Consider the following 26,050-nt stretch of genomic DNA (forward strand, 5'->3'; position numbering starts at 1 on the left):
GGTGGGGTCAGCGCTTCGGGCGTCCGGTGCTTTCGCGCAGGACGACTTCGCCGGACAGCCGGACCGTCCGCGGCCGGGTGCCCGCGGAGCCCTTGATCGCCATGTCCATCGCGCGTTCGCCGAGCTCTTCCAGCGACAGCCGGACCGTGGTCAGCGCCGGGGCCAGGTCGCGGACCACCGGGATGTCGTCGAAGCCGGCCACCGAGATGTCGCCGGGCACGGACAGGCCTTCCTCGCGCAACGCCGTCAGCGCGCCGATCGCCATCACGTCGGTGACGGCGAACAGGCAGGTCGGCAGCTTGCGCTTGCGGCCGGCGAGCAGCCGCTTCGTCGCCTCGTAGCCGCCGTCGCGGCTGAACGCGGCCTCGACGACGTCGTCTTCGCGCAGTTCGATGCCGTGCGCGGCGAGCTCGCCGGAGAAGCCGGCCAGCCGGTCGATCACGGTGCTCAGCCGCCGCGGCCCGGCCAGCACGGCGAACCGCTTGTGGCCGAGACCGACCAGTTCCTTCGCCAGTGCCGCGGCGCCGCCCTTGTTGTCCGGCTGCACGGTGTCGATCTTGAGCCCGCGGTGCCGGCTGACCGCCGCGACCTGGCCGCCGCCGCGGCGGTAGGGCTCCAGCTCGGCGGCCATCGCGCGTTCCCACGCCCGGTCCTCGAACGCCGAGCCGATGAGCAGGATCGCCGCGGCCCGCTGCGCGCGCAGCGTCGAGACGTAGGCGACCTCGCGGTCCGGGTCGCGGAACGTGCCGGCGAGCATGACGAGCAGCCCGTTGTCGGTGGCCACCCGCATCACCCCGCCCGCGATGGCCGCGAAGTACGGGTCGCTGACGTCGTGGCAGATCACGCCGACCGTCCGGTGGGTGCCGCCGGCCAAGGCCTGGGCGTGCGCGTTGGGGGCGTAGGCCAGCTCGGCCGCGGCGGCGGACACCCGCTCCCGCAGGTCGGCGCGGACGGACGCGGTGCCGTTGAGCACCCGCGACGCCGTCGCGAGCGAGACGTTCGCGCTGCGTGCCACGTCTTCCAGTGTCACGTGCGGCCGGGCCTTCATGGCTGGCTCCTCCAAGGGTCGGTCTCGAGTGTCTCCGCGTGCTCGGTCGGTGCAATCTACTGGGAGGGGGGTGTGTCCCGAGAAGCCGCTGCTCGGGGGACCTCACCCGAACGAGTGAAACTCACGGGAAGATCGCGCGTGTCGCGTGTGTTGGAAACAAGGAGAACCTTCAAGTGGTGAGCCCGCCACTGCCGATCGACGCGAAAGGAACCACGCATGCTGTTCGGTGACGAGCACGTCCGCCGCTACGAGGAGACCGACGGCGAGGTCGGCCACGAGTGGAAGGAAGGCGTCCCGACACTGGTCTTGACCACCACGGGCCGCAAGACCGGGCAGGAGCGCAAGTTCGCCCTCATCTACCAGGAAGTCGACGGCAACCCGGTGATCGTGGCCTCCAAGGGCGGCGCGCCGAACCACCCCGGCTGGTACTTCAACCTCGTCGAGCACCCCGAGGTCGGCGTCCAGGTCAAGGCGGACAAGTTCACGGCCCGCGCCCGCACGGCCGAGGGTGAGGAGCGCGCGAAGCTGTGGGAAAAGCTCGCCGCCGTCTGGCCGGACTACAACGAGTACGCCAAGAAGACGGACCGTGAGATCCCGGTCGTGGTGCTCGAGCGGGTCTGAAGTTCTTCACTGTGATCTGCGCCGCGTTCGGCGCGGGCGTGGGCCGATCCGGCCGGTCGTGGGCTACGAATGACACCCATGGACCGCTGGACCGCGCTGGACCTCGAGGGTGAGCTGCTCACCCGACGCCAGATGATCGCCTACGGCCGGCGCTTCGCCCGCGCCGGCCGTGGCGCCTGGTACAGCTTCGCGATCGAGGTGGTCTGGCAGTTCCTCGTCCAGACCACCCGGTTCCGCGTCCGGGGTTCGCACCACATCCCCAAGTCCGGCGGGGTGCTCGTGGCGTCGAACCACCTGTCGTTCGCCGACCCGACGACGCTCACCGCGTTCTGCCTCGCCTCCGGCCGCGTGCCGCGTTACCTGGCGAAGGCGTCGCTGTGGAAGCTGCCGGTGGTCGGCCGCGTGATGCGCTCCGGACGGCACATCCCGGTCTACCGCGGCGCGGCGACGGCCGCGGAGGCCTACCGCGACCTGGTGGCGTCCGTCCGGGCGGGCGAGTGCGTCGCGATCTTCCCCGAAGGCACCTTCTCGAACGACCCGGACGGCTGGCCGATGCGCGGCAAGACCGGGGTGGTGCGGGCGGCGCTGGAGACCGGGGCCCCGGTGATCCCGGTGGCCAACTGGGGGACCCACCACCTGCTGCCGTCGACGGCGAAGGTCCCGCGGGGGCTGCCGCGCAAGACCGTCGAGCTGGTCGCGGGGCCGCCGGTCGACCTCTCGGACCTCATCGGCCGCGAGCTGACGCGAGCGGTGCTGGAGGAGGCCACGGCCCGGATCATGGCCGCGATCACCGAGCTGCTGGCGTCGATCCGGGGCGAGCAGCCGTCGGTCGCCGCCTGAAAACTGTCGGTGGTGGGTGAGAACCTGCCGGCATGACGATTTCCGGGTTCTCCTTCGAGCGGATCCCCGTCGGGGACGTGCGCCTCGGCGTCGCGCACGGCGGCGGTGGTACTGCTGCACGGGTTTCCGCAGACCCACCTCGCCTGGCGGCAGCGACAAGCCGCCGGGTGACTGCTCCAAGGGGCGGATGGCCGCGGAGGTCGTCGCGCTGGGGCACGAACGGTTCGCGCCGGCCGGGCACGACCGGGGTGCGCGGACTACCGGGCGAGCGCGACGGCGGACGTGGCGCACGACGCGGCCGACCGCGCGGCCGGAGGAGGTGGTCGCGGCGCTGCGTGAGCTGGTCGCCGCCTGAGGCCCGGGTCACCCCGCCCGGAGACGCCCCGAAGGGTAGTTTCGAGGTATGAGTGCACAACACTTTGATGTCGTCGTGCTGGGGGCCGGAGTGGGCGGCTACGTCGCGGCGATCCGCGCGTCCCAGCTGGGGCTGAGCGCCGCGGTGGTCGAGGAGAAGTACTGGGGTGGCGTCTGCCTGAACGTGGGGTGCATCCCGTCGAAGGCGCTGCTGCGCAACGCCGAGCTGGCGCACGTGGTGACGCAGGAGGCGAAGGCGTTCGGCATCTCCTCCGACAGCCCGATCAGGGTCGACTACACGGCCGCGTACGAGCGGAGCCGGAAGGTCGCCGACGGGCGCGTCAAGGGCGTGCACTTCCTGATGAAGAAGAACAAGATCACCGAGTTCGACGGGCACGGCACCTTCCTCGACGACCACACCCTCGAGGTGAACGGCGAGCGGCTCACGTTCGGCCACTGCATCATCGCGACCGGCGCGACCACGCGGCTGCTGCCGGGGACTTCGCGCAGCGAGCGCGTGGTGACGTACGAAGAGCAGATCCTGTCGAGCGAGCTGCCCTCGAGCATCGTGATCGCCGGCGCGGGCGCGATCGGCGTCGAGTTCGCCTACGTGCTGCACAACTACGGCGTCGACGTCACGATCGTCGAGTTCCTCGACCGGATGGTGCCGCTGGAGGACGCCGAGGTGTCGGCGGAGCTGGCGCGCCGGTACCGCAAGCTCGGCATCAAGGTGCTGACGTCGACCCGCGTCGAGTCGATCGACGACTCGGGCTCGTCCGTGCGGGTGACGGTGTCCTCGGAGAAGAACGGCGAGCAGGTCCTCGAGGCCGACAAGGTCATGCAGGCGATCGGCTTCCAGCCACGGGTGGAGGGCTACGGCCTGGACAAGACGGGGGTCGCCCTGACCGACCGCGGCGCGATCGCCGTGGACGGCCGCGGCCGCACGAACGTCGAGCACATCTTCGCGATCGGCGACGTGACGGCGAAGCTGATGCTGGCGCACGCGTCGGAGTCGATGGGCGTGGTGGCGGCGGAGACGATCGCGGGCGCGGAGACGATGGAACTCGACTTCCCGATGATCCCGCGCGCGACGTACTGCCAGCCCCAGATCGCCAGCTTCGGCTGGACGGAGGAGCAAGCCCGCGAGAAGGGCTTCGACGTCCAGGTGGCGAAGTTCCCCTTCACGGCCAACGGCAAGGCCCAGGGCCTGGGCGACCCGGGCGGCTTCGTGAAGCTGATCAGCGACGCGAAGCACGGCGAACTGATCGGCGGGCACCTGATCGGCCCGGACGTGACGGAGCTGCTGCCGGAGCTGACGCTGGCCCAGCAGTGGGACCTGACGGTGCACGAGGTGGCGCGGAACGTCCACGCCCACCCGACGCTGGGCGAAGCGGTGAAGGAAGCGGTCCACGGCCTCGCCGGCCACATGATCAACATGTGAACCCCGGGCTGTCCTGGCCGGCGAGTTCGCGGGTCAGGACAGTTCCCCGGCGCTGCCCGGACCTTCCTGCCGAATCTCGCAGCAGAAGCCATGCGGACCGAGTCCAGGTTTCCGTTCGGTTTGCGTCGATGCCTGACGATGAGCATGCGCATGAGTGGGGAGCCTCGGCCGCTGTTTTCACGGTGATCTTGTACCTCGGCGGGGTGATCGGCAACGCCGCATACGATGCACTGAAGGCAGTGGCGAAATCTCCAAGACGAGAGATGGCAGTACGACTGCGCTCTTGCACTTGAGGACGGGCTGGTTTCGTTCAATCGGATCGCGCGTCGCCTGCGCTGAGCGAACGGCGGGACGTGAGGTCGAGCCCATCCGTGCAGGTCAGTGCGCGAACGTGTGATCAACACGTAGGGACGTCGAAGCGGAGTTCCGGCCGGTCCCAGCGCACCTTCGGCGGGTTCGCCGGGATCGTGCCGGTGCGCCGCGCGCCCATCCGGACGTAGAACGGCAAGGCGGGCGGGTGCGACACCACGCGCACGCTGTCCAGCCCGCGCTCGCGGGCCTCGGCGAGCATGTGCTCGATCAAGCGGGCGCCGATGCCGAGCCCCTGCGCCCGGTCGGCGACGAAGAGCAGGTCGAGTTCGGCTGCCAAGAGCGTGTAGAAGCCCAAGATTTCGCCGTCCCTCGTGGCGGTGAAGGTCGGGTGGGCCTCGACGTACTCGGGCGTGACCGCGTACCCGTCCAGGATGGACGCGTAGTCGCCTTGGTAGGCGGAAGAAGCGTGCATCAGCGCGGTCAGGGTGCCGGCCTGGCCCGGCGTGGCGCGGACGATCTCGATCTGGCCCATGCCCGCCAGCCTACGATGACGGGATGACGGACCTCGACCGGCTGCGGAACGTCCTGTCCCGCAACGAAACCCTCGTCGAACTGCTGCGGCGGGCGCGCGGGTTCGACCTGCCGGGCTGGTACCTCACCGCCGGGTGTGTCGCGCAGACCGTCTGGAACGTCCTGACCGGCCGGGAAGCGACGCACGGCATCCAGGACTACGACCTGTTCTACCACGACGCCGCGGACCTGAGCTGGGAAGCGGAGGACCGCGTCATCCGGTCGGTCGCCGCCGCGTGCGAAGACCTTCCGGCCGACGTCGAAGTGCGCAACGAAGCCCGCGTGCACCTCTGGTACGAAGCGAAGTTCGGCACGCCCTGCCCGCCCTTCGCGAGCACCGAGGCGGCGATCGACGCCTTTCCGGCCGTCTGCTCGTGCGTCGGGGTGCGGCTCGCGCGCGATGGCTCGTGGCACTTCCACGCACCGCACGGGCTCGACGACCTCTTCGCCATGGTCGTCCGGCCGAACCCGGTGCTCGCGCCGCGGGCGGTCTACGAACGGAAAGCCGCCCGGTGGTCGGCCGGGTGGCCGGAACTGACCGTCTTGACCTCGAGGTAACTCGAAGTATCAGACTGACGCTCATGAAAGCTGTGGCGTTCACCGAATCCGGCGGTCCCGAAGTGCTCCGCGTCCTCGACCTGCCGGAGCCGCACGCCGGGCCGGGGGAGGTTCGCGTTCGGGTCAAGGCCGCCGGGGTGCAGCCCTACGATGCCGCCGTGCGGGGCGGGTGGGAACCGCCCGGGCTGGCGCTCTCCTGGCCGCGTGTGCCCGGGAACGAGTTCGCCGGCGTCGTCGACGAGGGCGAACTCGAGGCCGGTACCGAAGTTCTCGGCTTCACCGCCGTGCGGGCCGCCGCCGAGTACGTCGTCGTGCCCGTCACCGACGTCACGCCGAAGCCGCCGGAAATGCCGTGGGAGGTCGCCGGCGGGTTCACCGCCGGGATGCAGACCGCCTCCATCGCGCTGGAAATGCTGAACCCGCGCGAAGGGGAGACGCTGCTCGTCCACGGGGCCGCCGGGGCGGTCGGCACCGCCGCCGTGCAGCTCGCGAAACTGCGGGGCGCGCGGGTGGTCGGCACCGCGAGCGCGGTCAACCAGGACTACCTGCGCGAGCTGGGTGCGACTCCCGTCGTCTACGGCGAAGGGGTGAAGGACCGCATTGTGGCCGCCGCGCCGCAGGGCATCGACGTCGTGCTCGACGGGGCCGGCGGAGAAGCGCTCGACGTCTCACTCGAACTGGTGAAGGCGCGGGATCGGATCCTCACCCTCGTCGAGCACGGCCGGGCCGCCGGACTCGGCGTGCTCGTCGCGAAGTCCGGGCACTCCGCCGCGCGGCTCGCCGAGCTGGCGGCGCTCTACGCCAAGGGCGACTTGCGGTTCCTCGTGCGCCGGACCTACCCGTACGCCGAGGCCGCGGCCGCACATCGGGAAATCGAAACCGGGCACGGCCGCGGAAAAATAGTTCTCACGTTTTTCTGAGCGACCCGCACTCCGGAACGTTCCAGGATGTGGACGGGAGGGCCTTCCCGACTTTGGTCGCTGGAATCCGGCTCGGTCACTCCTTAGATTCTCCCCATTACACCCGGTCGGGTGTCATTCGGTCGAGTGGCCGAGTACCACAGGGAGACATCGATGGTGAGATTCAGCCGGGTCGCCGCGCACGCGGTTCCGCTGACGGTCGGCGCGCTGCTGCTGACGACGGGGGTCTCGGCGGCGCAGCCGTCCACGGTGGACGCGGCGGCCGCGCGCACCGAAGCGGGCATCGGCGCACTGCAGAGCATCAAGAAGAGCCTGAGCCCCGCCGAGCGCAAGCAATCGAGCCAGCTGGTCGTCGAGAAGCGGTTGCGGGCCGACCGGTCGCTGGCCGCGAAGCTGCCCGAATACCGCTCCGGCGTCGGCGTCAGCAACGCCGGCACCGTCTCGGTCGACATCGCCGCGCACGGGAAGGCCGTCGCGAACGCCGTCACGGCGGCGGGCGGCGCGGTCCGCTCCGTCTCGCCGGACGGCGCCGTCCGCGCCGACCTGCCGCTGTCCGCCCTCGACGCGATCGCCGGCCGGGCCGACGTCGCCGAAGTGAAGCCCGCCGCCCAGGCCACCACCTGGAGCGAGCCGGGCAACCGCGACTTCCGCACGGCCGCCCGGACCGCTGCCGCGCAGGCCGCCGCCGCGACACAGGTCTCCGAAGGGGACAAGGCGCACGGCGCCGACACCGCCCGCACCACCTACGGGGTCAGCGGCTCCGGGGTGAAGGTCTGCGTGCTCTCCGACGGCGTCGACTCCCTGGCGAAGTCGCAGGCCGCCGGCGAGCTGCCCGCGGTGGACGTCCTGTCCGGCCAGCAGGGCAGCGGCGACGAGGGCACCGCAATGCTCGAGATCATCCACGACCTCGCGCCGGACGCGACCCTCGGCTTCGCGACCGCGTTCACCAGCGAAGCGAGCTTCGCCGCGAACATCCGCGCGCTGCGCAGCACCGGCAACTGCCAGATCATCGTCGACGACGTCTCCTACTTCGACGAATCGCCGTTCCAGGACACGCAGGTCGCGCAGGCGGTCAACGACGTGACCGCGGCCGGCACGCTCTACTTCTCCTCGGCCGGCAACTCGGGCAACGCCACCGACGGCACCAGCGGCTACTACGAGGGCGACTTCCGGGCCTCGTCGGCGAAGATCAGCGGCGTCACCGGCACCCCGCACGACTTCGACCCGAGCAGCACCACGCAGAACTTCGACGCGCTCTCGGCGGGCTCGCTCGGCAAGCCGGTGACGCTGTTCTGGTCCGACCCGTGGGGCAAGTCCGCCAACGACTACGACCTGTTCATCCTGAACTCCGCGGGCAGCGTCGTGGCCTCCAGCGAGAACGCGCAGTCCGGTTCGCAGAACCCGTACGAGATCGCGTCCGTGCCCACCAGCGGCTCCGGCTTCAAGGTCGCCGTGGTCAAGTACAGCGGCGCCGACCGCTTCATCGCGCTGAACGTGATCCGCGGCCGGTTCGTGGCTTCGGGCTCGCTCAAGGCGTTCAGCACCAACGGCGTCACGAACGGCCACTCGGCCGCGGTCAACGCGTTCAGCGTGGCGGCGGCGCCGGCGGCGGGTGCGTTCACCCGTCCCCTGGAGACCGGTGACCCGGCGAACCCGGCCGGCCCGTACCCCGGCCTGTACACGGCGTCGAGCAAGTGGGAGCGCTTCTCCTCCGACGGCACGCGCCGCGTGTTCTACAACGCCGACGGCACGGCGATCACCCCGGGCAACGTGTCCTCGACCGGCGGCACGGTCCGCGCCAAGCCGGACATCACCGCGGCCGACGGCGTCGCGACCTCGGTGACGGGCTTCCAGCCGTTCTTCGGGACGTCGGCGGCGGCCCCGCACGCGGCGGCCATCGCGGCCCTGCTGCTGTCGGGCAAACCCACGGCCACCCCGGCCGACATCCGCACGGCCCTGGTGTCCTCGTCGATCGACCTGGGCGCGCCCGGCTTCGACACGGTGACGGGCAACGGCGTGATCATGGCCGGCCCGGCGCTCGCCGCGCTGGGCGTGGCGGCGAAGTAAGGCGGTTCCTTCCGAGCGGGGTCCGGCGCGCGCCGGGCCCCGCTCGTCATTTCCCGGACACGAGCAGGTGGAAGCCGAGGCCGCTGTGGGCGACCCGCTCGTGGTTCCGCAGGGGCAGTCCCGCGCCGTCCAGCGCGGACTCGAGCTCGGCCACCGGCCGGATGCGGAAGCCGTTGTCGGTGAGCATCCGCGCGCGGCGCATCAGGTCCGGGTCGCCGATGCCCAGCACGAACCGCCCACCCGGCCGGAGGACCCGGGCCACCTCGGCGAACGCGCCCGCGAGGTCGTCGACGAAGTGCCGTGGAGTCCCGCCAGGCGAACGGCTCGGACAGTTGTCCCCAGCCCCGCCGTGATGTGGATGGGCGGGCCACAACGAGCCGATTTGGCGAGTGCGGTCGGTGGGCGCCGATAGACTGGACCTGGGGACGCCCCGTTACCGTTTTCGTAGTTCCTGCTCAAGGAGCTGTGGTCACCAGGTCGGCATGACTGACGCCCCCAGTCGAAGGCATGATCCGGGGGGTGGTGTCACCGGGTCTGGTGGCATCGACCGACCGCTGATAGGGACACGGCCACCGGAAGGTAGGTCTCGATGCCCCTATTGTTCGTCAAGCAGCTTGGCGGCCAGGAGCGGCCTGTGGATCGGGTGCGGTGATGATCCGGTAGAGCTCGCGGGCGATGTAACGTTTGAGGCACCGGACGGCTTCGCGTTTGGTCTTGCCCTCGCGGACACGTCGGTCGATGTAGTCGCGGGTGCGTTGGTCCCAGCGCAGGCGGACCAGCACGATGCTGCGCAGGGCAGAGTTCGCTTGGCGGTCGCCCCCGCGGTTGAGCCGGTGGCGTTGCGTCCTGCCCGAGGATGCTTCCACCGGGCTGACACCGCACAGCGCGGCGAAGGACGCTTCGCTTCGCAGGCGCTCGGGGTTGTCGCCGGCGGCGATGAGTAGGGTGGCAGCCGTGTCGGGGCCGACTCCGTAGGTGTCGAGCATGGCGGGTTTGTGGCTGGCCAGGATCGCGGCGGTCTGCGCGTTGAGGTCGGCGATCTCCTGGCTGAGCCGGTCGATCCGGACTGCGAGCACATGCAGGGTGTATCGGGCCGCGGCGGCGCTGTCGGATGGCGTGGCGGGTGTCCATGCGATGCACCGCTGCACGAGCTTGGCGGTGCTGAGGTCGCGCAGTTCGTCGCGCAGCGCGGGGTCGGCGGAGACCAGGATGGCCTTGAGTTGGTTGATGGCTTGGGTTCGGGACTTGAGGGCGGAGGTCTTGGCCACCTTGAACATGCGCAGCATTTCCACTGGCCCCTGCCCGCCCTTGGCCAACGCGCTGGCCTGGCCGTTCAGTACGGATCGGGCGGCGGACTCGGCGTCGATGGCGTCGTTCTTGCCACGCCGTCGGCGGTTGGCCTTGTCCGGCTGGTTGACCTCGAACACGTCGATGTCGACGGCTGCAAGGTGGCGGGCGAGCGCAGCTCCGTAGGAGCCCGTGCACTCCACGCCCGCGCGCCGCACGGTGCCGAATCCGCGCGTCCACTTCACCAGAGCCTGATATCCGGCTCTGGTGGTCGGAAAAGCTTTGTTGGCAAGCAAAACGCCCAACCCGGTGACGACCGCGGCGACGTGGAAGTCCTTGTGGGTGTCAACTCCCACGACTACCTCTTGGCCGTCGCGGTCCTGGGGCTGGGAGGAAGGACGAGGGGTTCTCGGCACGGTCTGCTGGCTCCTGCTCTGATCGAAACGCCGGTGGCTGGCCGACGCCGGGCTGATCAGGTGGTCAGGACTGTGAAGATGCGCAGTGCGGCAAAGCCCCTATCGGGACACGCCCCACCAGCCCGGCGGCAGCAAGCACCGCCCCGGGACCGAGGCCGACGGATCGAGACAAAGACACACATCGGTCAGTCGTAACGCGGGTCAGGCCACGGCCCGGGGCGGCACCCCTTGATCATCACAGTCGTAACGTGGGTGCCGGCGCTCGATGCCCAGCCCGGTGACCACCCACGACGAACGAAACGGCATGGTGGATGAGCAGCAGTTTCGGGGTCTTTCTCGGCCTGGACGTCGGCAAAGACGCCCACCACGCAGTCGGTTTGGACCCGGACGGGAGGCGGCTGCATGACGGGCCGCTGCCCAACACCGAACCCAAACTGAGAGCCCTGTTCGACAAGCTCGCCCAGCACGGAACGCTGCTGGTCGTAGTCGACCAGCCCGCCACGATCGGGGCGTTGCCGGTCGCGGTCGCCCGCGCCGCCGGCCATCAGGTGGCTTACCTGCCTGGCCTGGCGATGCGTCGCATCGCTGACCTCTACCCCGGCCGCGCGAAGACCGATGCCCGGGACGCGTTCGTCATCGCTGACGCGGCCCGCTCGCTGCCGCACACGCTGCGGCCGGTCGATGTCGGTGACGAGGCGTTGGCCGAGCTGGAGGTGCTGGTCGGGTTCGACGACGACCTGGCCGGCGAAGCCACCCGGATCAGCAACCGGATCCGCGGCCTGCTGACTGGCATCCACCCCGCCCTCGAACACGCCATCGGACCGCGGATCAGTCACCCGGCCGTGCTGGAGATCCTGTCCCGCTGCGGCGGACCGTCCGGCATCGCCAAGGCCGGCCGCCGCAAGCTCACCGCGATCGCGAAAGTCCACGCGCCCCGGATGGGTGAGCGGCTGGTCGAGGCGATCATGACCGCGTTGGGCGAGCAGACCGTTACCGTCCCGGGCACCGCAGCCGCCGACACGGTCCTGCCTCGGCTGGCCGACAGTTTGAAAACGGTTCTCCAGCAACGCAAGCAGGTTGCTGAGCAGGTCGAGGGGATACTTGATGCCCACCCTCTTGCCGGGGTCCTGACCTCGATGCCCGGCATCGGAGTCAGGACCGCAGCCCGCATCCTGCTCGAGGTCGGCGACGCCTCCAGCTTCAAGTCCTCCGGGCATCTGGCTGCCTACGCCGGCATCGCCCCGGTCACCCGAAGCTCCGGAACGTCGATCAAGGGTGAGCATCCGGCCCGGACCGGCAACCGCCAGCTCAAACGGGCGTTCTTCCTCGCCGCGTTCGCCGCCCTGTCGGATCCGACCAGCCGGGCTCACTACGACCGCAAACGAGCCGAGGGCAAGAAGCACAACGCCGCCCTCATCTGCCTGGCCCGCCGCCGCTGCGACGTCCTCTACGCCATGCTCCGCAACGGCACCCACTACCGACACCCCGAACAAGCTCCCGCGGCGGCTTGACAACCACTGTGAGACTGCGCGGGCAGCCTGGTGGTCGCTGTCAGGATGGTCCGGCGGTGCGGGATGGCTGCCGAGAACGTCGAGCGCTCAAGCCCGAGCCGTGCGGCGCGGATCGGCGCTGCACCGGGTCGTTCTGTTCCGCGCGCCGACGATCCGGACCCGCAGGCCGCTAGGGTGGCCGAGTTGCCGGGCGAGCCCGGCTCGGAAGCTCTCGCGAAGTCCCATGCGCGCAGTCCAGGAGGCGGGATGGCGAAAACGGCGGTCGTCACCGGTGCCGGATCGGGCATCGGGCGGGCCGTGGCCCGGGCACTCCTGGAAGACGGCTACCAGGTCGCGCTGGCCGGGCGGCGCGCTTCCGCCCTCGAGGAAACGGCTTCGGGCTTCGAGAACGCGCTCGCGGTGCCCACCGACGTTTCCGACGAGCAAGCCGTCGAGGCGCTCTTCGACGCCGTGCGGGACCGGTGGGGACGGCTCGACCTCCTGTTCAACAACGCCGGGATCTCCGCGGGCGGGACCGTCGCCGACTTGTCCGTCGAGGACTGGAAGCGGACCGTCGACGTCAACCTCACCGGGATGTTCCTCTGCGCCCGCCAAGCCGTGCGGCTCATGAAGGACCAGGACCCGCGGGGCGGCCGGATCGTCAACAACGGCTCGATCTCCGCCCACGCGCCGCGGCCCGCCAGCGTCGCGTATACCGCGACGAAGCACGCCGTCACCGGGCTGACCCGGTCGATTTCGCTGGACGGGCGGGCCTGGGACGTCGCCTGCGGGCAGATCGACATCGGCAACGCCGCCACCGAGATGACCGAGCGGATGGCCGCCGGCATCCCGCAGGCCGACGGCCGGGTCGTCGCCGAGCCGACCTTCGACGTCCGGCACGTGGCCGACGCCGTGCGGTACATGGCCGGGCTGCCGCTCGACGCCAACGTCCAGTTCCTCACCATCACCGCGACGACCATGCCGTTCATCGGCCGCGGCTAGCACCGGCCGTACTCCGGGGGGAGACGAGATGCAGCACCTGCTGTTCGAAGGGGACGACGTCGAGGCGCTGGACGAGGCGGTGACCCGGGAGTTCTCGCCCCACGGCCTGCGCGTCGGCCGGGGGGACCGGGCGCCCGGCCGCTTCCGCCGCCTGCACCGGCAGGGGCTGGCGCTGTACGAGCTGGGGTGGGGTGTCCCGGTGGAGGTCGCGGCGGGCGAACTGCCCGACTTCTACAACGTCCACCTCCCGCTCGCCGGGGAGAGTTCGGTGCGGGTGGCGGGCCGCGAGGTCACCGCGTCGTGCTCGATCGCCGGGCCCGGGATGACCCTGGAGATGTCCCTGCCGGCCGGGTCGGACACCCTCATCCTGTTCCTGCCGCGGGCGGCGGTGGACGACGCCGTCGCCGCGCAGACCGGCGAACCGCCCGCCGCCGCCCTGCGGTTCGTCCCCGCCCTCGCGGACGGCGACCCGGCGATGGCCGCATGGCTGGCGACCGTGCGAGCCTTCGCGCAGTTCGCCGCGTCACCGCTGGCGGCCCGGTCACCGCTGGCCGCCGCGCACTTCGAACAGGTCCTCGTGCACGGCCTGGTGGACCTCCAGCCGCACGACCATTTCGCCGCACTGCCCGCCTACGCCCACCCGGCGCTGCCGCGGGCCGTGCGACGAGCCATGGCGTACTGCGAGGCACACGCGGGCGAGCCGGTGTCGGTCGCCGACATGGCCGCGGCGGCGCGGGTCAGCCCCCGTACCCTCCAGGACCGTTTCCGCGCCGACTCCGGGACCACCCCGGGGGCCTACCTGCGGCGCGTCCGGCTCGACCGGGTGCACCAGGACCTGCTGCGCATCGCGGACGGTTCCGCGTCCGGGACGGTCGCCGAGGTGGCGACGCGCTGGGGCTTCACGCACCTGAGCCGGTTCGCCGCGTACTACCGCGAGGTGTACGGGCAGCTGCCGTCCCGCACCGCCGATCCGGGCCGCGCCGGCAATCCGGAATCCGCGGACCGTCCGGCGGATAACGGATAGAGGGTGGCCGGCCGCCATCCGTAGGCTGAACGACGTCAGGGGGGTGTCCATGCCGGCACGGCCAGGGGGTCTGTGCCGGCATGGACGACTACGGACCCGCTTTCAGGGGATCACCCGCGCCTTCCGGAACTCGTCGAACAGCCGGTAGAACATCTGCTCCGTCTCGACGTACTCGTGGAAACCCGCTCGCCGCGACTTCGACGTGTCCGCGAACATGTCGTAATCCCAGCCGAAGACGAAGTCGCCGAACGACCACGACGACGAAACGTCCGCATAGGATGCCGAGAGCCCGTGCTCCGCGGCCATGAATGTCCACAGTGGACCCTTGTCCGCCATGACGTCCACGAGTGACATCCGCAGCGGCGGCGCGACGTCGAGGCCGAAGTACGCCGCCAGTTTCGGCCAGAGTTCGCGCCAGCGGAACAGGTCGCCGTTCGCGATGTTGAAGGCGCCCTGGTGCCCGGTCGCCCAGACCGTCGCCGACGCCAGGAGGCCCGCGTCGGTCATCTCCAGCAAGCTGTCGTACGCGCCGGGCTCGCCGGGGAACCGCAGTGGCAGCCCGAGTTCCTTCGAAATCGACGCGTACACCGCGATCACCAGCGCCAGGTTCATCGGGTTGCCCAGCGCGGTGCCGCCGACCACCGACGGCCGGATCGCCGACCACGTCCACTCGCCCGCCCGCCGTTCGAGGAACCGCTGCTGGTCGACGTTGAACTCCGGCGGCATGTGCCCGGCGTCCGTCTCGCGCGCCGGGGTCTTGAACGGACCGAGGTGCGCGCCGTAGACCTTGTAGCCCTGCATGAGGCCGACGTGCTGCAAGCCGGGCGCCGTCGCGTCGACGAGGTTCGTCAGCATCGCCAGGTTCGGCGGGACGAGTTCGGCCCACGTCGGCCGGTCCTGGTAAGCCGCGTAGAAGAGGTGCGTGACACCGGTCAGCGCCCCGACCTTGGCCCGGGTGTCGGCCGCATCGAGGAGGTCGACGGCGATCGCCCCCGGCCCGCCTCGCCGGGACAGGCCGACGACGTCCCAGCCACCGTCGGCCCGCAGGTGTTCCACGAGGTTCTTGCCGATGATCCCGTTGGCCCCGGCGACCAGAGCTTTCTTGCGTTCCATGCCGTCAAGGCTGGCCAGCCGGGTGCGATAAGTCCAAGGCTTAGTTGTCACCAAGTCGATAAACTGTGTTCATGACAAGTCTGCGGCAGCTCGAATACCTGGTCACGGTGGTCGACACCGGGTCGTTCACCCGCGCCGCCGAGCAGCTGCACGTGACGCAACCGGCGTTGTCGCACCAGATGCGGGCCCTCGAGCGCGGCCTCGGCGGGCCGCTGCTGGAGCGGCTGCCCCGGGCGGTCCGGCTCACGCCGATGGGCCGGGCGATGCTGCCGCACGCGCGGGCGGCGCTGGCCGACGCCGAACGCGCACGCTGCGCCGCCCGGCTCGCGTCCGGGACGACGGCGGGCGAGCTGCAGGTCGCCACGGTCTACTCGGTCAGCCTCGGCGTCCTGCCGCCCGCGCTGCGCGTGTGGCGGCGCGACCGGCCCGAGGTCGACGTCCGGCTGATCGAGTTCCGGCACGCCGGCGAGCTGCGGGAGGCGATGGCCGCGGGTGAGGCCGACGTGGCGCTCGGCCCGCGGCCCGGCGACTGGGCCGGGCCGGTGCGGGAGCTGGGGGTCGAGGAGTTCGTCGTCGTGCTGCCCGCCGACGGCGCCCGCGAGGACGACGGCACCGGCGAAGTCGACCTGGCGACGCTCGCCGGCTGCGCGTGGGTGCACTACGCCCCGGGCAACGGCCTGGCCGAGCTGGTCGACGCGGCCTGCGCGGCGGCGGGCTTCCGCCCCCGCGCGGCGGTCCGCACCGAGCAGACGGCGGCCGCACCGATCCTCGCGGCCGCGGGCCTCGGCCCGGCGCTGGTCCCGGCCAACGTCCTGCCGGCCCGCTTCGACGGCCGGGTCCTGCGGCCGAGCACGCCGGTCCGCCGGACGCTGACGGCCTACACCCGCGCGGCTCCGGATCCGCTGACCAGGGCGTTCATCGAGACGCTCGTGGAGCACGCCACCGTCTAGAGGCGACCGAGCCAGGGGTGTTGGCCGTAGGTCGTTTCGAGCGCGTCCGCGAGCCAGCGCCGCTGTGCCGCGCCGAGCACCGGCAGGGCGGCGGCGAAGTCCTGCTCGTCCTGGGGGCGGGTGTCGTGGGCCTTGGCGAACAGCTGGACCTCGGGCGCCAGGTGGGGGATGCCCTCGGGTGAGAAGCCGCCCAGCGCCGCGATCTCCCGGCGCACCGCGGGGTTCCGGCGGGAGACCCACTCGGCACCCTCGGCCTGGTCGAGCATCATCTGGATCCGCCACGGCGCGGCCGCCGGCGGGCGGCACACGTCACCGGCGGTGCGGCTCATCGAGAGCCTTCGCGAGCCGACACCCCGAGCATCTCGGATCACCGGCAGCGGGCGCCGTGAAGTCATGCTCGCTCCAGGAGGCGCCCGTGGCTTGGCAGACCCCCAATCCAGTCAGCAGACACCCGCGGCCCAGGACTTACTCCGGCAGCACAGCGGAGCGGGCTCCCAGCTCACGAGACGCCGATCCCCGCCAGTGCCGGGCCGGTGAACGGCGTGGCCGTGACGTCGTGGACCCGCGGTGCCCAGACCGCGTGGCCGTGGCCCGACCACAGCGGCGCCACCGGCAGGTCGCGCAGCAGCTGGTTCTCCGCCAGCCGGTACAGCTCGCCCGCCTCCTCGGGCGTGGCCGCCGCGTCGGCCAGCGCCAGGTTCTGGCGGAAGACCTCGTCCGCGTAGCCCGACTCCGAAGCCAGGAGTGACAGCAGCTCGTACGGGCTTCCTGTCGCCAGTTTGACGTCCAAGGTGGACGGACCGTCGAGCTGGTCCGCGCGCGGGGCGGCCTGTGCCGTCACCGAAACGTCCAGTGCCTTGTGCAACCCGACCACCAGTGCGCGCGTCCAGGCCTCCGCGCCCGGTCCGAAGTAGACGGTCGCGCCGCCGGGGAAGGCCGCCTGCTTCAGCAGGGCCTTGCCGGCCGCCGCGTCGAAGGTGCACGGGCGGCAGGTGCCCGAGCGCTCGCCCGGGGCGTGCGACGGTGGCAGCATCGCCTTGGCCGGGTCGACCTGGTGCGCCAGCGGGCCGGCCTCCAGCGCCGCGCGGTCGACGCCGAGGGCGAAACCGTGGCGGACCGTCGCGTCGGCGAACCGGGGGTTCGTCACCGGGAACGCGAGGTAGCCCGCCTCGGGGAGGGCCCAGGACGCGTGGCGGTCGGCGAATTCGCCGTGCATGGCCTCGTGCCGCTCGCCGGGGACCTCGGTCGCGAGGTCGAGCGTGCCCGCCTTGACCGCGTCGTACTGGGCCGCCGGCTCGCCGACCCGCAGGTCGAGCTCCTCGGCCTTCCCGGCGCCGACGCGCTTGAGGGTGCCGCCCGAACCCGGCCGCCAGCCGCCGTCGAGCCGGTACGGGCCGTTGCCGACCGGGGCCTTCGCGAACCCGTCCCAGTCCTGGGAGGCGAGCACCGACGCCGGCAGCGGCACCAGGCCCGGCGCGGAGAGCAGCGCGGGCACCTGGCCGGACGGCCGGTCGAGGGTCAGCGCGATCGTGTCCGGAGCCGCCGCCGTGATTTCGCGGGCCCGCAGGAGCTTCGTCAACACCGGCGACGAGACCCAGTGCGAGGCGGCGATCGCCCGCCACGTGTCCACATAGGACTGGGCGGTGACCGGGGTGCCGTCGTGGAACGCCGACGGCCGCAGCTTGACCGTCCAGTGCACCCGGTCGGTGCTCTCGATCGACGCCGCCGCGCGCGGGGTGACCTTCCCGGACGTCGCGTCGTAGTCGGCGAGCGGGGTCCACAGCACGCTCGTCACCAGCCGGCCCGCCTGGTCGGCGAGGTCGGCGGGCAGCAGCGTCGCGGGCTCCCGGATGCCGACGGACAGGACACCGGGCCGGGCGGTGTCGGACCCCGAACAGCCCGTGACGGCGAGGGCCACGGCGGTGAGCAGCACGAGCAGGCGCATGCGCCAGTCTTATCAGTCGGTTGGCAACGAAAGACGGTTGTGTCCGGTTGATCTCCGTCGTACCGTTCGGTGGGTCACGCTCGCCAGCGTTCTGGGAGGTTGCCGTGCGCACCTGGTTGCGGTCGTGCTTCGCCGCCGTCACCGTCAGCGCCACGCTGGTCGCGACCGGGCTCCCGGCCGCCGCCTGCGGCGAGGACGACAAACCGGCGGTGCCGGCCACCCGCACACTGGGCGATCCCGGGGCGGTCAAGAACGTCAAGGCCGTCGGCAACGTGCCCGATGCCGCCGGCGCCATTTCGATCAACTTCCTCGACTACGGCCGCCGCGACGTCATGGTCGTGTCCGGCGAGTTCGGGCTCAAGGTGTACGACCTGACGAAGAACCCGGCCGCGCCGAAGCTGGTCGGGCAGGTCAGCCTGCCCGGGCTGTGGGAGACCGAGGACACCGAGGTCGACCAGAACCGCAAGCTGGTGTTCCTCTCCCGCGACCCGCGGGCGTACGGCGGCACCACGCACACCGGCGAGTCCGGGATCTACGTCGTCGACGTCTCGAAGCCCGAGGCCCCGGCGATCCTCAGCTACGTGCAGGTCCCGGCCGGCCACACCACCAGCTGCGTCGACGGCTGCCGCTACCTGTGGACCGGCGGCCCGGCGAAGGCCGACAACCAGCCGGCCGACTGGGGCGGGCGGCCGATCTGGGTCACCGACATCCGCGACCCGAAGCACCCGAAGGTCGACCCGCAGCCGATCGAGCTGGCCCGCAACGACGGCAAGACCGACTACGTCCACGACGTGCAGGTCGACGCGGACGGCGTGGCCTGGGTGTCCGGCCGCGGCGGCGTCCGCGGCTACTGGACGAACGGCGTGCACCGCGACCCGCTGTCCGGAAAGCTCCGCCGCGCCACCGCGCACGAGCCGATCCCGTACGCCGGTGGCGGCATCGCCGAGACGGCGGCGCCCTCGCGGTTCATGCACAACAGCTTCCACCCGGCCGGCCACCGCATCGGCGACGGCGCTTGGCGCGGCCAGGACCTGATCTACGCGACGGAGGAGAACTTCGTCGACGGCTGCGCGGGCGACGGCGTCCTGACGATTTCGTCCTTGAAGGGCTCCTACCACGGCGAAGGCTGGCGTTCGACGCCGGAGAAGCCGTTCCGCCTGGAAAGCGTCGGCACCTGGGGCGTCAACGGCCAGGAGGGCAGCGACCCGGCCTCCGACGACTGTTCCGCGCACTACTTCGACGTCCGCGGCAAGATCCTGGTGCAGTCGTTCTACGCGCAGGGCACCCGGTTCCTCGACGTCAGCGACCCGACGAACCCGCGCCAGATCGCCTACTACCGCCCGGCCGACGCGAGCGCGTGGGCGCCGTACTGGCACGGCCGGTATGTCTACGTCGCGGACAACGCCCGCGGCGTAGACATCCTGCAGCTCGGTTCCTAGGACTTCAGGCAGACCGCGGTGTCGGTCGGCAGCTCCCCGCCGCCGACCGGCCCGCTGGCCAGGAGGACTTCGCCGGCCGGGAGCGCTACCGGGTCGGCCGAGAAGTTCAGCGCGAACGTGAACTCCGTGCCGATCCGGAACGCCAGGACGTCCTCGCCGAGGGAGAGCCACTCCAGCGCGTCCGCCGGAAGGTCCCGCCGGATGCGCAGGCCGTCGCGGTAGAGCGACAGCATCGAGTCCGGATCCGCCGCCTCCGCCGAAGCCGTGTACGCCTTCCACTCCGCCGGCTGGGGCAGCCACGCGTCCCCGGTGCCGAAGCCGAACGGCGGCTCGTCGCCGGACCACGGGATCGGGACCCGGCAGCCGTCGCGGCCCGGGTCGGTGCCGCGGGTGCGGGCGAAGACCGGGTCCTGGCGCAGCTCGTCCGGGATGTCCAGGACTTCCCACAACCCCAGCTCTTCGCCCTGGTAGACGTACAGCCCGCCGGGCAGGGCCAGCGTCAGCAGCGCCGCCGCCCGGGCCCGGCGGGTGCCCAGTTCCAGGTCCACCGGCAGCTCGTGCAGGCGGTTCGCGAACGAGAAGCCCGTGTCGCCGGCGCGGCCGTAGCGGGTGACGTGCCGGGTGACGTCGTGGTTCGACAGCACCCACGCCGCCGGCGCGCCGACCTCGTCGTGCGCCTTCAGCGTGCGGGAAATGACGTCGCGGAAGCGCGCCGGGTCCCACGGGCAGACCAGGAAGTCGAAGTTGAACGCCGAGTGCAGCTCGTCGCGGCGCAGGTAGCGGGCGGCCCGCGACATGTCCGCCAGCCACATTTCGCCGACCAGCACGCGCTCGCCGCCGTAGCTGTCGGCGATCTTGCGCCACGACCGGTAGATCTCGTGCAGCCCTTCCTGGTCGGAGAACGGCGTCTCGTCGCCGTCGTCGACGTCGGGCAGGTGCGGGTCCTTGACCAGGCCGTCGGCGACGTCGATGCGGAAGCCGTCCACGCCGCGGTCGAACCAGAAGCGCAGCACGTCCTCGAACTCCGTGCGGATCTCCGGGTTGTCCCAGTTGAAGTCCGGCTGGCGCGAGCTGTAGAGGTGCAGGTACCACTCGCCGTCCGGTACCCGCGTCCACGCGGACCCGCCGAAGCGCGACTTCCAGTTGTTCGGCGGCTCGGCGCCGTCCGGCCCGCGGCCGGGCCGGAACCAGAACCGTTGCCGCTCCGGCGATCCCGGGCCGGCCGCGAGCGCGGCCTGGAACCAGCGGTGCTCGTCGGAGCAGTGGTTGGGCACGATGTCGATGATCACCCGGATGCCGCGCGCGTGCGCCTCGGCGATCAGGTCTTCCGCCTCGGCGAGCGTGCCGAAGAGCGGCTCGATGTCGCGGAAGTCGGCGACGTCGTAGCCGCCGTCGTCCATCGGCGACGGGTACCACGGGGTGAACCAGATCGCGTCGATGCCGAGGTCGGCCAGGTGGTCCAGCCGGGCGCGGACGCCGGCGAGGTCGCCGACGCCGTCGCCGTTGCCGTCCGCGAAGCTGCGGATGTAGACCTGGTAGATCGCCGCGCTCCGCCACCAGCCGGTCTTGTCGGTCACGGAAGTGCCCTCCTGAGTCGTTGTCGAAAAGATCAGCCCTTGAGGCTGCCGGCGGTCAGCCCGGCGAGGATCTGCCGCTGGAAGGCCAGGAACAGCGCCACCATCGGCAGGCTGGCCAGCACCATCCCGGCGACGAGCACGTTGAGCGGCATGTCGATCGCCACCCGCTGCAGCATCACCGAGAGCGTCTGCTTTCCGGTGTCCGGGAACACCAGCAGTGGCCAGATGAAGTCCTTCCACGCGGTGACCACCGCGAGGATCGACACGACGGCCAGGATCGGCCGCGAAATCGGCAGGATGATCCGCCAGAGCGTGCGCACCGGCCCGGCCCCGTCGAGGCGAGCCGCTTCGATCAGCTCGTCGGGGATCTGGTCGAAGAACCGTTTCAGCAGGTAGATGTTGAACGCGTTCGCCGCCGCGGGCAGCCAGATCGCGGCCGGTGAGTTGATCAGGTTGAGGTGCAGCAGCGGCAGGTCCGTCACCGTCACGTACGTCGGGACGAGCAACGCGGTGGCGGGCAGCATCAGCGTCGCCAGCATGAGCCCGAGCACGACGTTGCCGAACTTCGGCCGCAGCTTCGACAGCGCGAACGCGGCCGGGACGTCGATGGCCAGCTGCGCCAGCCACGCGCCGCCGGCGACGACGAGCGTGTTGAGGAAGTACTTGCCCAGGTTCAGCTGGTCCCACGCGTCGGCGAAGGTCTCCGGGTGCCACTCGTGCGGGACGAGCGTCGCCGGTGTCTGCGCCAGTTCCTGCGGTGACTTCATCGCGCCGGTGACGACCCAGTACAGCGGGAACATGAACGCCAGCACGAACACCGCGAGCGTGCCGGCGAAGACGACGCCGTAGACGACCTTGCCGCGCGGGCTGCGCAGTGCGCCGGGGGAGACGAGGGTCCTCATGACTGGTCCGCCTTCCGCGTCAGCCGGACGTACCACGCCGAGAACACGCCGAGCGCCACGAACAGCAGCAGGCTCATCGCGCTCGCCGAGCCGAAGTCGTTGTAGACGAAGGCGTAGCGGTAGAGCAGCAGGAGCACGGTGACCGTCGAGTCGTCCGGGCCGCCGCCGGTCATCACGTACGGCTCGGTGAACACCTGCATGGTCGCGACGATCTGCAGCAGCAGGAGCACCAGCAGGACGAACCGCGTCTGCGGGAACGTCACGTGCCGCAGCCGTTTCCACAAGCCGGCGCCGTCGAGCTCCGCGGCTTCGTAGAGCTCGCCGGGGATCGTGCCGAGCGCGGCCAGGTAGATCAGCGTGGTGCTGCCCATGTTGGCCCACGTCGAGACGAAGACCAGTGACAGCATCGCCGTCGTGGAGGAGTCGAGCCACTGGCCGCCGGGCAGGCCGGCCGCGCCGAGCGCGGAGTTGAACAAGCCGGGACCGGGGTCGTAGAACCACTTCCACATCAGCGCCGTCACGACCGGTGGCAGCATCACCGGCAGGTAGACGGCGAGCCGGAAGAACGCCTTCGCGTGGCGGAGTTCGTTCAGCAGCACGGCCGTCAAGAACGGGACGGCGAAGCCGAAGACCAGGGCGAGCCCGGTGAACAGCAGCGTGTTGCGCCAGGCGACGCCGAACAGCGGGTCCGCGAAGAGCCGCTCGAAGTTGCCGAACCCGACCCACGTCGGCGCGTTGACGAAGTCGACCTGCTGGAAGCTCAGCAGGACACCGCGCACGATCGGGTACCAGGAGAACAGTGCGAACACCACGAGGGCGGCGCAGAGCAGGCCGTACGCGGTGAGGTTCTCCTTGAGCTTGCGGCGCAGCGTCGCCCGGCGTCGTGCTTCGGGGGAGGCCACCGGGCGCCCGGCCCGCGACGGTTTCGCCGCGGGCCAGGCGAGCAGGCTACTTGACCTGGGCGAGGACACTGTTGACCTTCGACGCGGCCGAGGACAGCTGCTGGTCGAGGTTGGCGTTCTGATCGGTGAGCACCGCCTGCATCACGCTGTCGAGCGCGGCGTAGACCTGCTGCGCGTTCGGCGGCTCGATGCTGCCCTTGATCTTGCCGGTCGTGTCCACATAGGACGTGTAGTTCCGGGCGGGGACGTTGGCGTATTTGGCCTTCAGTGCCAGCTGCTGGTCGCGCACCGCGCCCTGCCAGACGTCCGGGGTGGGCTCGGCGGGCAGGCCGACCGGCTGCTTGCCGTCGACGTACTGCCGGATGTGCTTTTCGAAGCGGTCCGGGTTGAGGTACTTCCACTGGATCCACTCGAGGCCGGCCCTGATCTTCTCGGGCGACGCCTTCGGGTTGAGCATGTAGCCCTCGCCGCCGAGCAGGGTGCCCTGGCCGCCGGGCATGCCCGCGATGCCGTAGTCCTCGTACTTGCCGTTGAACTGCTTGACCAGCACCGGCACGTTGTCCGGGGCGGCCATGTACATGCCGAGCTGGCCGGCGCCCATCATCCGCTGGACGTCCTGCGCTTCGAGCAGTTGCTTGGCGCCCATGGAGTTGTCGGTCCAGCGCATGTCGTGCAGGTACTGGAGGGCCTGCTTGCCCTTTTCGCCGGCGAAGTCGGCGACCCACTTGTCGCCGTCCTTGCGGGCGATGTCGCCGCCCATCGAGTAGAGCCAGCCGGTCATGTGCCAGCCGCCCTGGTTGTTCTTGCTGTAGTCGGCGTACCCGACGACGCCGTTGCCGAGCGCGGAGATCTTCTTCGCGGCTTCGCGGACTTCGTCCCAGGTCTGCGGCGGCTTGTCCGGGTCGAGCCCGGCCTTCTGGAAGAGCGGGCGGCTGTAGAGCAGGCCCATCGTGTAGTTCATCGTGGGCAGGCCGTACAGCTTGCCACCGGCGTCGCGGAAGTTGTCCAGCAGTTCCGGCTTGAGGTCGTTGACGTGCGGGACGCTCTTCGCGGCTTCGGTGATGTCGGCGGCTTGGTGGCGGGCGATGATCTGCGCCGGGTCGGTGAAGTAGACGTAGTAGACGTCTTCGAGCTGCCCGCCGGCGAGCTTCGCGGAGAACGTCTTCGGGTCCATGAAGCCTTCGTGCGGATCGATGTCGATGTTCGGGTGCGCCGCCTCGAACTCCTTGACGTCGGCGTCGAAGACGCTGCGCTCGAACGGCTGGCTGGTCGGCGGCTGACCGGTGACGGTGATCTTGACCTTGCCGCCGGCCGGGGTGCCGGAGTCACCGTCCCCGCAGGCGGTCACCCCGAGGGCGAGACCACCGGCGGCGAGCAGGCACAACGTTCGGCGGGAGACGGTTCGGGACCAGGTACTGCTCATCTCAAGCCTCTTCTCGGGTCGCGACGGCTGTCACGTGATTGCGGTCACTCTAAAGTGGGAGACGCGATGGCCGCAATAACCCGACGAAGTTTTGCAACTTACGAACAGGACTCGAGCGAGCCCGGGCGCGCAAAAGAGCGCGACGGCCGACAAACCGTCGCGCTCTCGCGGAACTCGGGTCAGGCGGTGCGGCGGGCCGTGGACCCGCGGACCACCAGCTCCGGGGCGAACAGCAGTTCCTCGGCCGCCACCTCGCCGCCGTTGATGCGCTTGACCAGCAGTTCCACCACCGCGCGGCCCATCGCCTCGATCGGCTGGCGGGTGGTGGTCAGGGGCGGGTCGGTGCAGTTCATCAGGGCCGAGTCGTCGTAGCCGACCACCGAAATGTCCTCCGGCACCGACAGGCCCTGCCGGCGGGCCGCGCGGATCGCGCCGAGGGCCAGCAGGTCGCTCGCGCAGAGCACCGCCGTCGCGCCGCGCGGGTACAGGCGGGCCGCCGCCGCGTGGCCGCCCTCGATCGAAAACATCCCGTGCTCGATCAGCTCGTCCAGCACCGGCAGCCCGAGTTTCGCCGCGTACGAGCGGAACGCCTCGAGCTTCCGCCGCGACGGCACGTGGTCGGACGGGCCGAGGACGAGGCCGATCTTCTCGTGCCCGAGCGAGCTCAGGTGCCCGACGACCTGCTCGACGGCCACCGCGTCGTCGCACGAGACCTGGGGCAGCCCGAGGTGGTCGACCGCCGCGTTGATCAGCACCGTCGGCAGCCGTCGCTCGACGAGGTGGTGGTAGTGGGAGTGGACCGCGTCGGCCTGCGCGTACAGCCCGCCGGCGAACACCACGCCCGACACCTGCTGCTGCAGGAGCAGTTCGACGTACTCCGCTTCGGACACCCCGCCCGCCGTCCGCGTGCAGAGCACCGGCGTGAAGCCCTGCTGGGCGAGGGCGTTGCCCATGATCTCGGCCAGCGCCGGGAAGATCGGGTTCTGCAGCTCCGGCAGCACCAGCCCGACCAGCCGGGCCCGCTCGCCGCGCAGCTGGGTGGGCCGCTCGTACCCCATCACGTCCAGCGCGGTGAGCACGGCGGCGCGGGTGCTCGCGGACACCCCGGACCGGCCGTTGAGGACCCGGCTGACCGTGGCTTCGCTGACCCCGACCTGGCGGGCGACTTCGGCAAGACGACGCGTCATGGCTGAAACTTTACCGCAATCGAGCGCAAAAGCACGACGTGCGGAACCGGCGCGGAGCTGGTGATCAACGGTCACCGAGGCCGCACATCCCGTTCCTAGCTTGGCCGAGGTGACCACCACCCTCGCCCGCACCACCACGTCTCGCGGCCTGACCGCGCTCGCGGCGCTCGCTCTCCTGCTGGCCGCCTACCGCGGATTCCGCATGCCGGGCGACTGGGCCGTGACGCTCGAAGCGGTCTCGTCGACCGACGGCTTCCACCGCCGGTTCCTCGTCGGCACCCTGCTCCACCCGTTCGCCCTCGCGACCGGTTACGCGTACTGGGTGTTCGCGGCCGCCGCGTTCGCCGTCCTCGCCGCGGTGCTCGGGGTGCTGGCCGTCGCGTTCGCGCGCGCCCGGCACCCGGGCCGGAAGCTCGTGGTCGTCGGCTGGCTGCTGCTGCCCTCCGGCGGCTTCCTCTTCCACGAAGTGGGCTACTTCGACCAGGTCCTGTACCTGCTGCTGTTCGCCGCGCTGGGGCAGCTGCCGCGCCGGCCCGCGGTGGCCTCCGGGCTGATGACAGCCGCGGTGCTCACCCACGAGATCGCGGCGCTCACCGTCCTCCCGGTCTTCGCGGTCGTGCTGCTGCGGCGGTCCTCGGTGCGGGTCACCGCGATGCTGCTCG

The 26,050-nt window shown here is 70.9% G+C and carries 23 protein-coding genes and 1 pseudogene; 12 read left to right on the forward strand and 12 right to left on the reverse strand.

Features of this window, described 5'->3' with window-relative positions:
• Positions 1–7: 7 nt before the first annotated feature.
• Entirely contained in the window at positions 8–1,048 is a 1,041-nt protein-coding gene (locus AB0F52_RS23940; RefSeq protein ID WP_360174904.1) for a LacI family DNA-binding transcriptional regulator, read from the reverse strand.
• Positions 1,049–1,264: 216 nt separating this feature from the next.
• Here AB0F52_RS23940 and AB0F52_RS23945 point away from each other — a divergent pair, with 216 nt between their 5' ends.
• From AB0F52_RS23945 to lpdA, 4 genes and pseudogenes are all read left to right on the forward strand, one after another.
• Entirely contained in the window at positions 1,265–1,669 is a 405-nt protein-coding gene (locus AB0F52_RS23945) for a nitroreductase family deazaflavin-dependent oxidoreductase (protein ID WP_360174907.1), read from the forward strand.
• 69 nt (positions 1,670–1,738) lie between these two features.
• On the forward strand, positions 1,739–2,509 hold the full coding sequence (locus tag AB0F52_RS23950) for a lysophospholipid acyltransferase family protein (protein WP_360174910.1): 771 nt from the start codon (positions 1,739–1,741) through the stop codon (positions 2,507–2,509).
• 32 nt (positions 2,510–2,541) lie between these two features.
• A pseudogene (locus tag AB0F52_RS23955) lies at positions 2,542–2,762 on the forward strand (alpha/beta hydrolase); the annotation flags it as partial.
• A gap of 150 nt (positions 2,763–2,912) precedes the next feature.
• Complete coding sequence (lpdA, locus tag AB0F52_RS23960) at positions 2,913–4,304, forward strand: dihydrolipoyl dehydrogenase (RefSeq protein ID WP_360174913.1); 1,392 nt, start codon at positions 2,913–2,915, stop codon at positions 4,302–4,304.
• Between the two features lie 397 nt (positions 4,305–4,701).
• On the opposite strand, the gene AB0F52_RS23965 is transcribed toward lpdA, so the two are convergent.
• Positions 4,702–5,148 carry a GNAT family N-acetyltransferase gene (locus AB0F52_RS23965; protein ID WP_360174916.1) on the reverse strand — a complete coding sequence of 149 codons (447 nt, stop codon included), beginning with the start codon at positions 5,146–5,148 and terminating at the stop codon, positions 4,702–4,704.
• A gap of 23 nt (positions 5,149–5,171) precedes the next feature.
• Here AB0F52_RS23965 and AB0F52_RS23970 point away from each other — a divergent pair, with 23 nt between their 5' ends.
• The 3 genes from AB0F52_RS23970 (at position 5,172) to AB0F52_RS23980 (ending at position 8,731) form a co-directional block, all read left to right on the forward strand.
• A complete protein-coding gene (locus tag AB0F52_RS23970; RefSeq protein WP_360174919.1) occupies positions 5,172–5,744 on the forward strand; it encodes a nucleotidyltransferase family protein in 573 nt (190 codons plus the stop codon).
• A 23-nt stretch (positions 5,745–5,767) separates the two neighbouring features.
• The gene (locus AB0F52_RS23975) at positions 5,768–6,664 is read left to right on the forward strand and encodes an NADP-dependent oxidoreductase (protein ID WP_360174922.1); all 897 of its coding nucleotides are present in this window, start codon (positions 5,768–5,770) and stop codon (positions 6,662–6,664) included.
• Between the two features lie 153 nt (positions 6,665–6,817).
• Positions 6,818–8,731 carry a S8 family serine peptidase gene (locus tag AB0F52_RS23980; RefSeq protein ID WP_360174926.1) on the forward strand — a complete coding sequence of 638 codons (1,914 nt, stop codon included), beginning with the start codon at positions 6,818–6,820 and terminating at the stop codon, positions 8,729–8,731.
• Positions 8,732–8,777: 46 nt separating this feature from the next.
• Here the strand turns inward: AB0F52_RS23980 and AB0F52_RS23985 are convergent, their stop codons facing one another.
• Together AB0F52_RS23985 and AB0F52_RS23990 are read right to left on the reverse strand one after the other, a co-directional pair.
• Positions 8,778–9,104, reverse strand: coding sequence for a methyltransferase domain-containing protein (locus tag AB0F52_RS23985; protein WP_360174929.1), 327 nt, complete (start codon positions 9,102–9,104; stop codon positions 8,778–8,780).
• Between the two features lie 232 nt (positions 9,105–9,336).
• Positions 9,337–10,434, reverse strand: a complete 1,098-nt coding sequence (locus AB0F52_RS23990) for an IS110 family transposase (protein ID WP_360174932.1) — start codon at positions 10,432–10,434, stop codon at positions 9,337–9,339.
• Positions 10,435–10,745: 311 nt separating this feature from the next.
• Here AB0F52_RS23990 and AB0F52_RS23995 point away from each other — a divergent pair, with 311 nt between their 5' ends.
• The 3 genes from AB0F52_RS23995 (at position 10,746) to AB0F52_RS24005 (ending at position 13,950) form a co-directional block, all read left to right on the forward strand.
• On the forward strand, positions 10,746–11,945 hold the full coding sequence (locus AB0F52_RS23995) for an IS110 family transposase (protein ID WP_360174935.1): 1,200 nt from the start codon (positions 10,746–10,748) through the stop codon (positions 11,943–11,945).
• Positions 11,946–12,191: 246 nt separating this feature from the next.
• Complete coding sequence (locus AB0F52_RS24000) at positions 12,192–12,926, forward strand: SDR family oxidoreductase (protein WP_360174938.1); 735 nt, start codon at positions 12,192–12,194, stop codon at positions 12,924–12,926.
• Positions 12,927–12,954: 28 nt separating this feature from the next.
• The gene (locus tag AB0F52_RS24005) at positions 12,955–13,950 is read left to right on the forward strand and encodes an AraC family transcriptional regulator (RefSeq protein ID WP_360174941.1); all 996 of its coding nucleotides are present in this window, start codon (positions 12,955–12,957) and stop codon (positions 13,948–13,950) included.
• 102 nt (positions 13,951–14,052) lie between these two features.
• On the opposite strand, the gene AB0F52_RS24010 is transcribed toward AB0F52_RS24005, so the two are convergent.
• Positions 14,053–15,063, reverse strand: coding sequence for an SDR family oxidoreductase (locus tag AB0F52_RS24010; RefSeq protein ID WP_360174944.1), 1,011 nt, complete (start codon positions 15,061–15,063; stop codon positions 14,053–14,055).
• A 71-nt stretch (positions 15,064–15,134) separates the two neighbouring features.
• On the opposite strand from AB0F52_RS24010, the gene AB0F52_RS24015 reads away from it, so the two are divergent.
• Positions 15,135–16,013, forward strand: coding sequence for a LysR family transcriptional regulator (locus AB0F52_RS24015; RefSeq protein ID WP_360174947.1), 879 nt, complete (start codon positions 15,135–15,137; stop codon positions 16,011–16,013).
• On the opposite strand, the gene AB0F52_RS24020 is transcribed toward AB0F52_RS24015, so the two are convergent.
• Both AB0F52_RS24020 and AB0F52_RS24025 read right to left on the reverse strand, forming a co-directional pair.
• The gene (locus tag AB0F52_RS24020; protein WP_360174950.1) at positions 16,010–16,342 is read right to left on the reverse strand and encodes a hypothetical protein; all 333 of its coding nucleotides are present in this window, start codon (positions 16,340–16,342) and stop codon (positions 16,010–16,012) included. The two genes, AB0F52_RS24015 and AB0F52_RS24020, sit on opposite strands and share 4 nt — an antisense overlap.
• A gap of 170 nt (positions 16,343–16,512) precedes the next feature.
• The gene (locus AB0F52_RS24025; RefSeq protein WP_360174953.1) at positions 16,513–17,958 is read right to left on the reverse strand and encodes an ABC transporter substrate-binding protein; all 1,446 of its coding nucleotides are present in this window, start codon (positions 17,956–17,958) and stop codon (positions 16,513–16,515) included.
• A gap of 104 nt (positions 17,959–18,062) precedes the next feature.
• Between AB0F52_RS24025 and AB0F52_RS24030 the strand changes: the two genes are divergently transcribed.
• Positions 18,063–19,397, forward strand: coding sequence for a hypothetical protein (locus AB0F52_RS24030; protein ID WP_360174956.1), 1,335 nt, complete (start codon positions 18,063–18,065; stop codon positions 19,395–19,397).
• On the opposite strand, the gene AB0F52_RS24035 is transcribed toward AB0F52_RS24030, so the two are convergent.
• From AB0F52_RS24035 to AB0F52_RS24055, 5 genes are all read right to left on the reverse strand, one after another.
• Positions 19,394–20,974, reverse strand: a complete 1,581-nt coding sequence (locus tag AB0F52_RS24035; RefSeq protein WP_360174959.1) for a glycoside hydrolase family 13 protein — start codon at positions 20,972–20,974, stop codon at positions 19,394–19,396. The genes AB0F52_RS24030 and AB0F52_RS24035 overlap by 4 nt on opposite strands.
• Before the next feature lie 32 nt (positions 20,975–21,006).
• Positions 21,007–21,876, reverse strand: a complete 870-nt coding sequence (locus AB0F52_RS24040) for a carbohydrate ABC transporter permease (RefSeq protein WP_360174962.1) — start codon at positions 21,874–21,876, stop codon at positions 21,007–21,009.
• Positions 21,873–22,847 carry a sugar ABC transporter permease gene (locus tag AB0F52_RS24045; protein ID WP_360174965.1) on the reverse strand — a complete coding sequence of 325 codons (975 nt, stop codon included), beginning with the start codon at positions 22,845–22,847 and terminating at the stop codon, positions 21,873–21,875. Before AB0F52_RS24045 ends, AB0F52_RS24040 begins: the two co-directional genes overlap by 4 nt.
• Positions 22,825–24,201, reverse strand: a complete 1,377-nt coding sequence (locus AB0F52_RS24050) for an extracellular solute-binding protein (RefSeq protein WP_360174967.1) — start codon at positions 24,199–24,201, stop codon at positions 22,825–22,827. The genes AB0F52_RS24045 and AB0F52_RS24050 overlap by 23 nt, the downstream gene beginning before the upstream one ends.
• A gap of 179 nt (positions 24,202–24,380) precedes the next feature.
• On the reverse strand, positions 24,381–25,388 hold the full coding sequence (locus AB0F52_RS24055; RefSeq protein ID WP_360174969.1) for a LacI family DNA-binding transcriptional regulator: 1,008 nt from the start codon (positions 25,386–25,388) through the stop codon (positions 24,381–24,383).
• Between the last annotated feature and the right edge of the window lie 662 nt (positions 25,389–26,050).

Source organism: Amycolatopsis sp. NPDC024027 (assembly GCF_040638975.1).
Classification (GTDB): domain Bacteria; phylum Actinomycetota; class Actinomycetes; order Mycobacteriales; family Pseudonocardiaceae; genus Amycolatopsis.

Excerpts from the sequence above, each read along its gene's own strand:
- AB0F52_RS23940 (WP_360174904.1), bottom strand. The coding sequence starts at position 1,048 with ATGAAGGCCCGGCCGCACGTGACACTGGAAGACGTGGCACGCAGCGCG.
- AB0F52_RS23945 (WP_360174907.1), top strand. The coding sequence starts at position 1,265 with ATGCTGTTCGGTGACGAGCACGTCCGCCGCTACGAGGAGACCGACGGC.
- AB0F52_RS23950 (WP_360174910.1), top strand. The coding sequence starts at position 1,739 with ATGACACCCATGGACCGCTGGACCGCGCTGGACCTCGAGGGTGAGCTG.
- lpdA (WP_360174913.1), top strand. The coding sequence starts at position 2,913 with ATGAGTGCACAACACTTTGATGTCGTCGTGCTGGGGGCCGGAGTGGGC.
- AB0F52_RS23965 (WP_360174916.1), bottom strand. The coding sequence starts at position 5,148 with ATGGGCCAGATCGAGATCGTCCGCGCCACGCCGGGCCAGGCCGGCACC.
- AB0F52_RS23970 (WP_360174919.1), top strand. The coding sequence starts at position 5,172 with ATGACGGACCTCGACCGGCTGCGGAACGTCCTGTCCCGCAACGAAACC.
- AB0F52_RS23975 (WP_360174922.1), top strand. The coding sequence starts at position 5,768 with ATGAAAGCTGTGGCGTTCACCGAATCCGGCGGTCCCGAAGTGCTCCGC.
- AB0F52_RS23980 (WP_360174926.1), top strand. The coding sequence starts at position 6,818 with ATGGTGAGATTCAGCCGGGTCGCCGCGCACGCGGTTCCGCTGACGGTC.
- AB0F52_RS23995 (WP_360174935.1), top strand. The coding sequence starts at position 10,746 with ATGAGCAGCAGTTTCGGGGTCTTTCTCGGCCTGGACGTCGGCAAAGAC.
- AB0F52_RS24000 (WP_360174938.1), top strand. The coding sequence starts at position 12,192 with ATGGCGAAAACGGCGGTCGTCACCGGTGCCGGATCGGGCATCGGGCGG.
- AB0F52_RS24005 (WP_360174941.1), top strand. The coding sequence starts at position 12,955 with ATGCAGCACCTGCTGTTCGAAGGGGACGACGTCGAGGCGCTGGACGAG.
- AB0F52_RS24010 (WP_360174944.1), bottom strand. The coding sequence starts at position 15,063 with ATGGAACGCAAGAAAGCTCTGGTCGCCGGGGCCAACGGGATCATCGGC.
- AB0F52_RS24015 (WP_360174947.1), top strand. The coding sequence starts at position 15,135 with ATGACAAGTCTGCGGCAGCTCGAATACCTGGTCACGGTGGTCGACACC.
- AB0F52_RS24020 (WP_360174950.1), bottom strand. The coding sequence starts at position 16,342 with ATGAGCCGCACCGCCGGTGACGTGTGCCGCCCGCCGGCGGCCGCGCCG.
- AB0F52_RS24025 (WP_360174953.1), bottom strand. The coding sequence starts at position 17,958 with ATGCGCCTGCTCGTGCTGCTCACCGCCGTGGCCCTCGCCGTCACGGGC.
- AB0F52_RS24040 (WP_360174962.1), bottom strand. The coding sequence starts at position 21,876 with ATGAGGACCCTCGTCTCCCCCGGCGCACTGCGCAGCCCGCGCGGCAAG.
- AB0F52_RS24050 (WP_360174967.1), bottom strand. The coding sequence starts at position 24,201 with ATGAGCAGTACCTGGTCCCGAACCGTCTCCCGCCGAACGTTGTGCCTG.
- AB0F52_RS24055 (WP_360174969.1), bottom strand. The coding sequence starts at position 25,388 with ATGACGCGTCGTCTTGCCGAAGTCGCCCGCCAGGTCGGGGTCAGCGAA.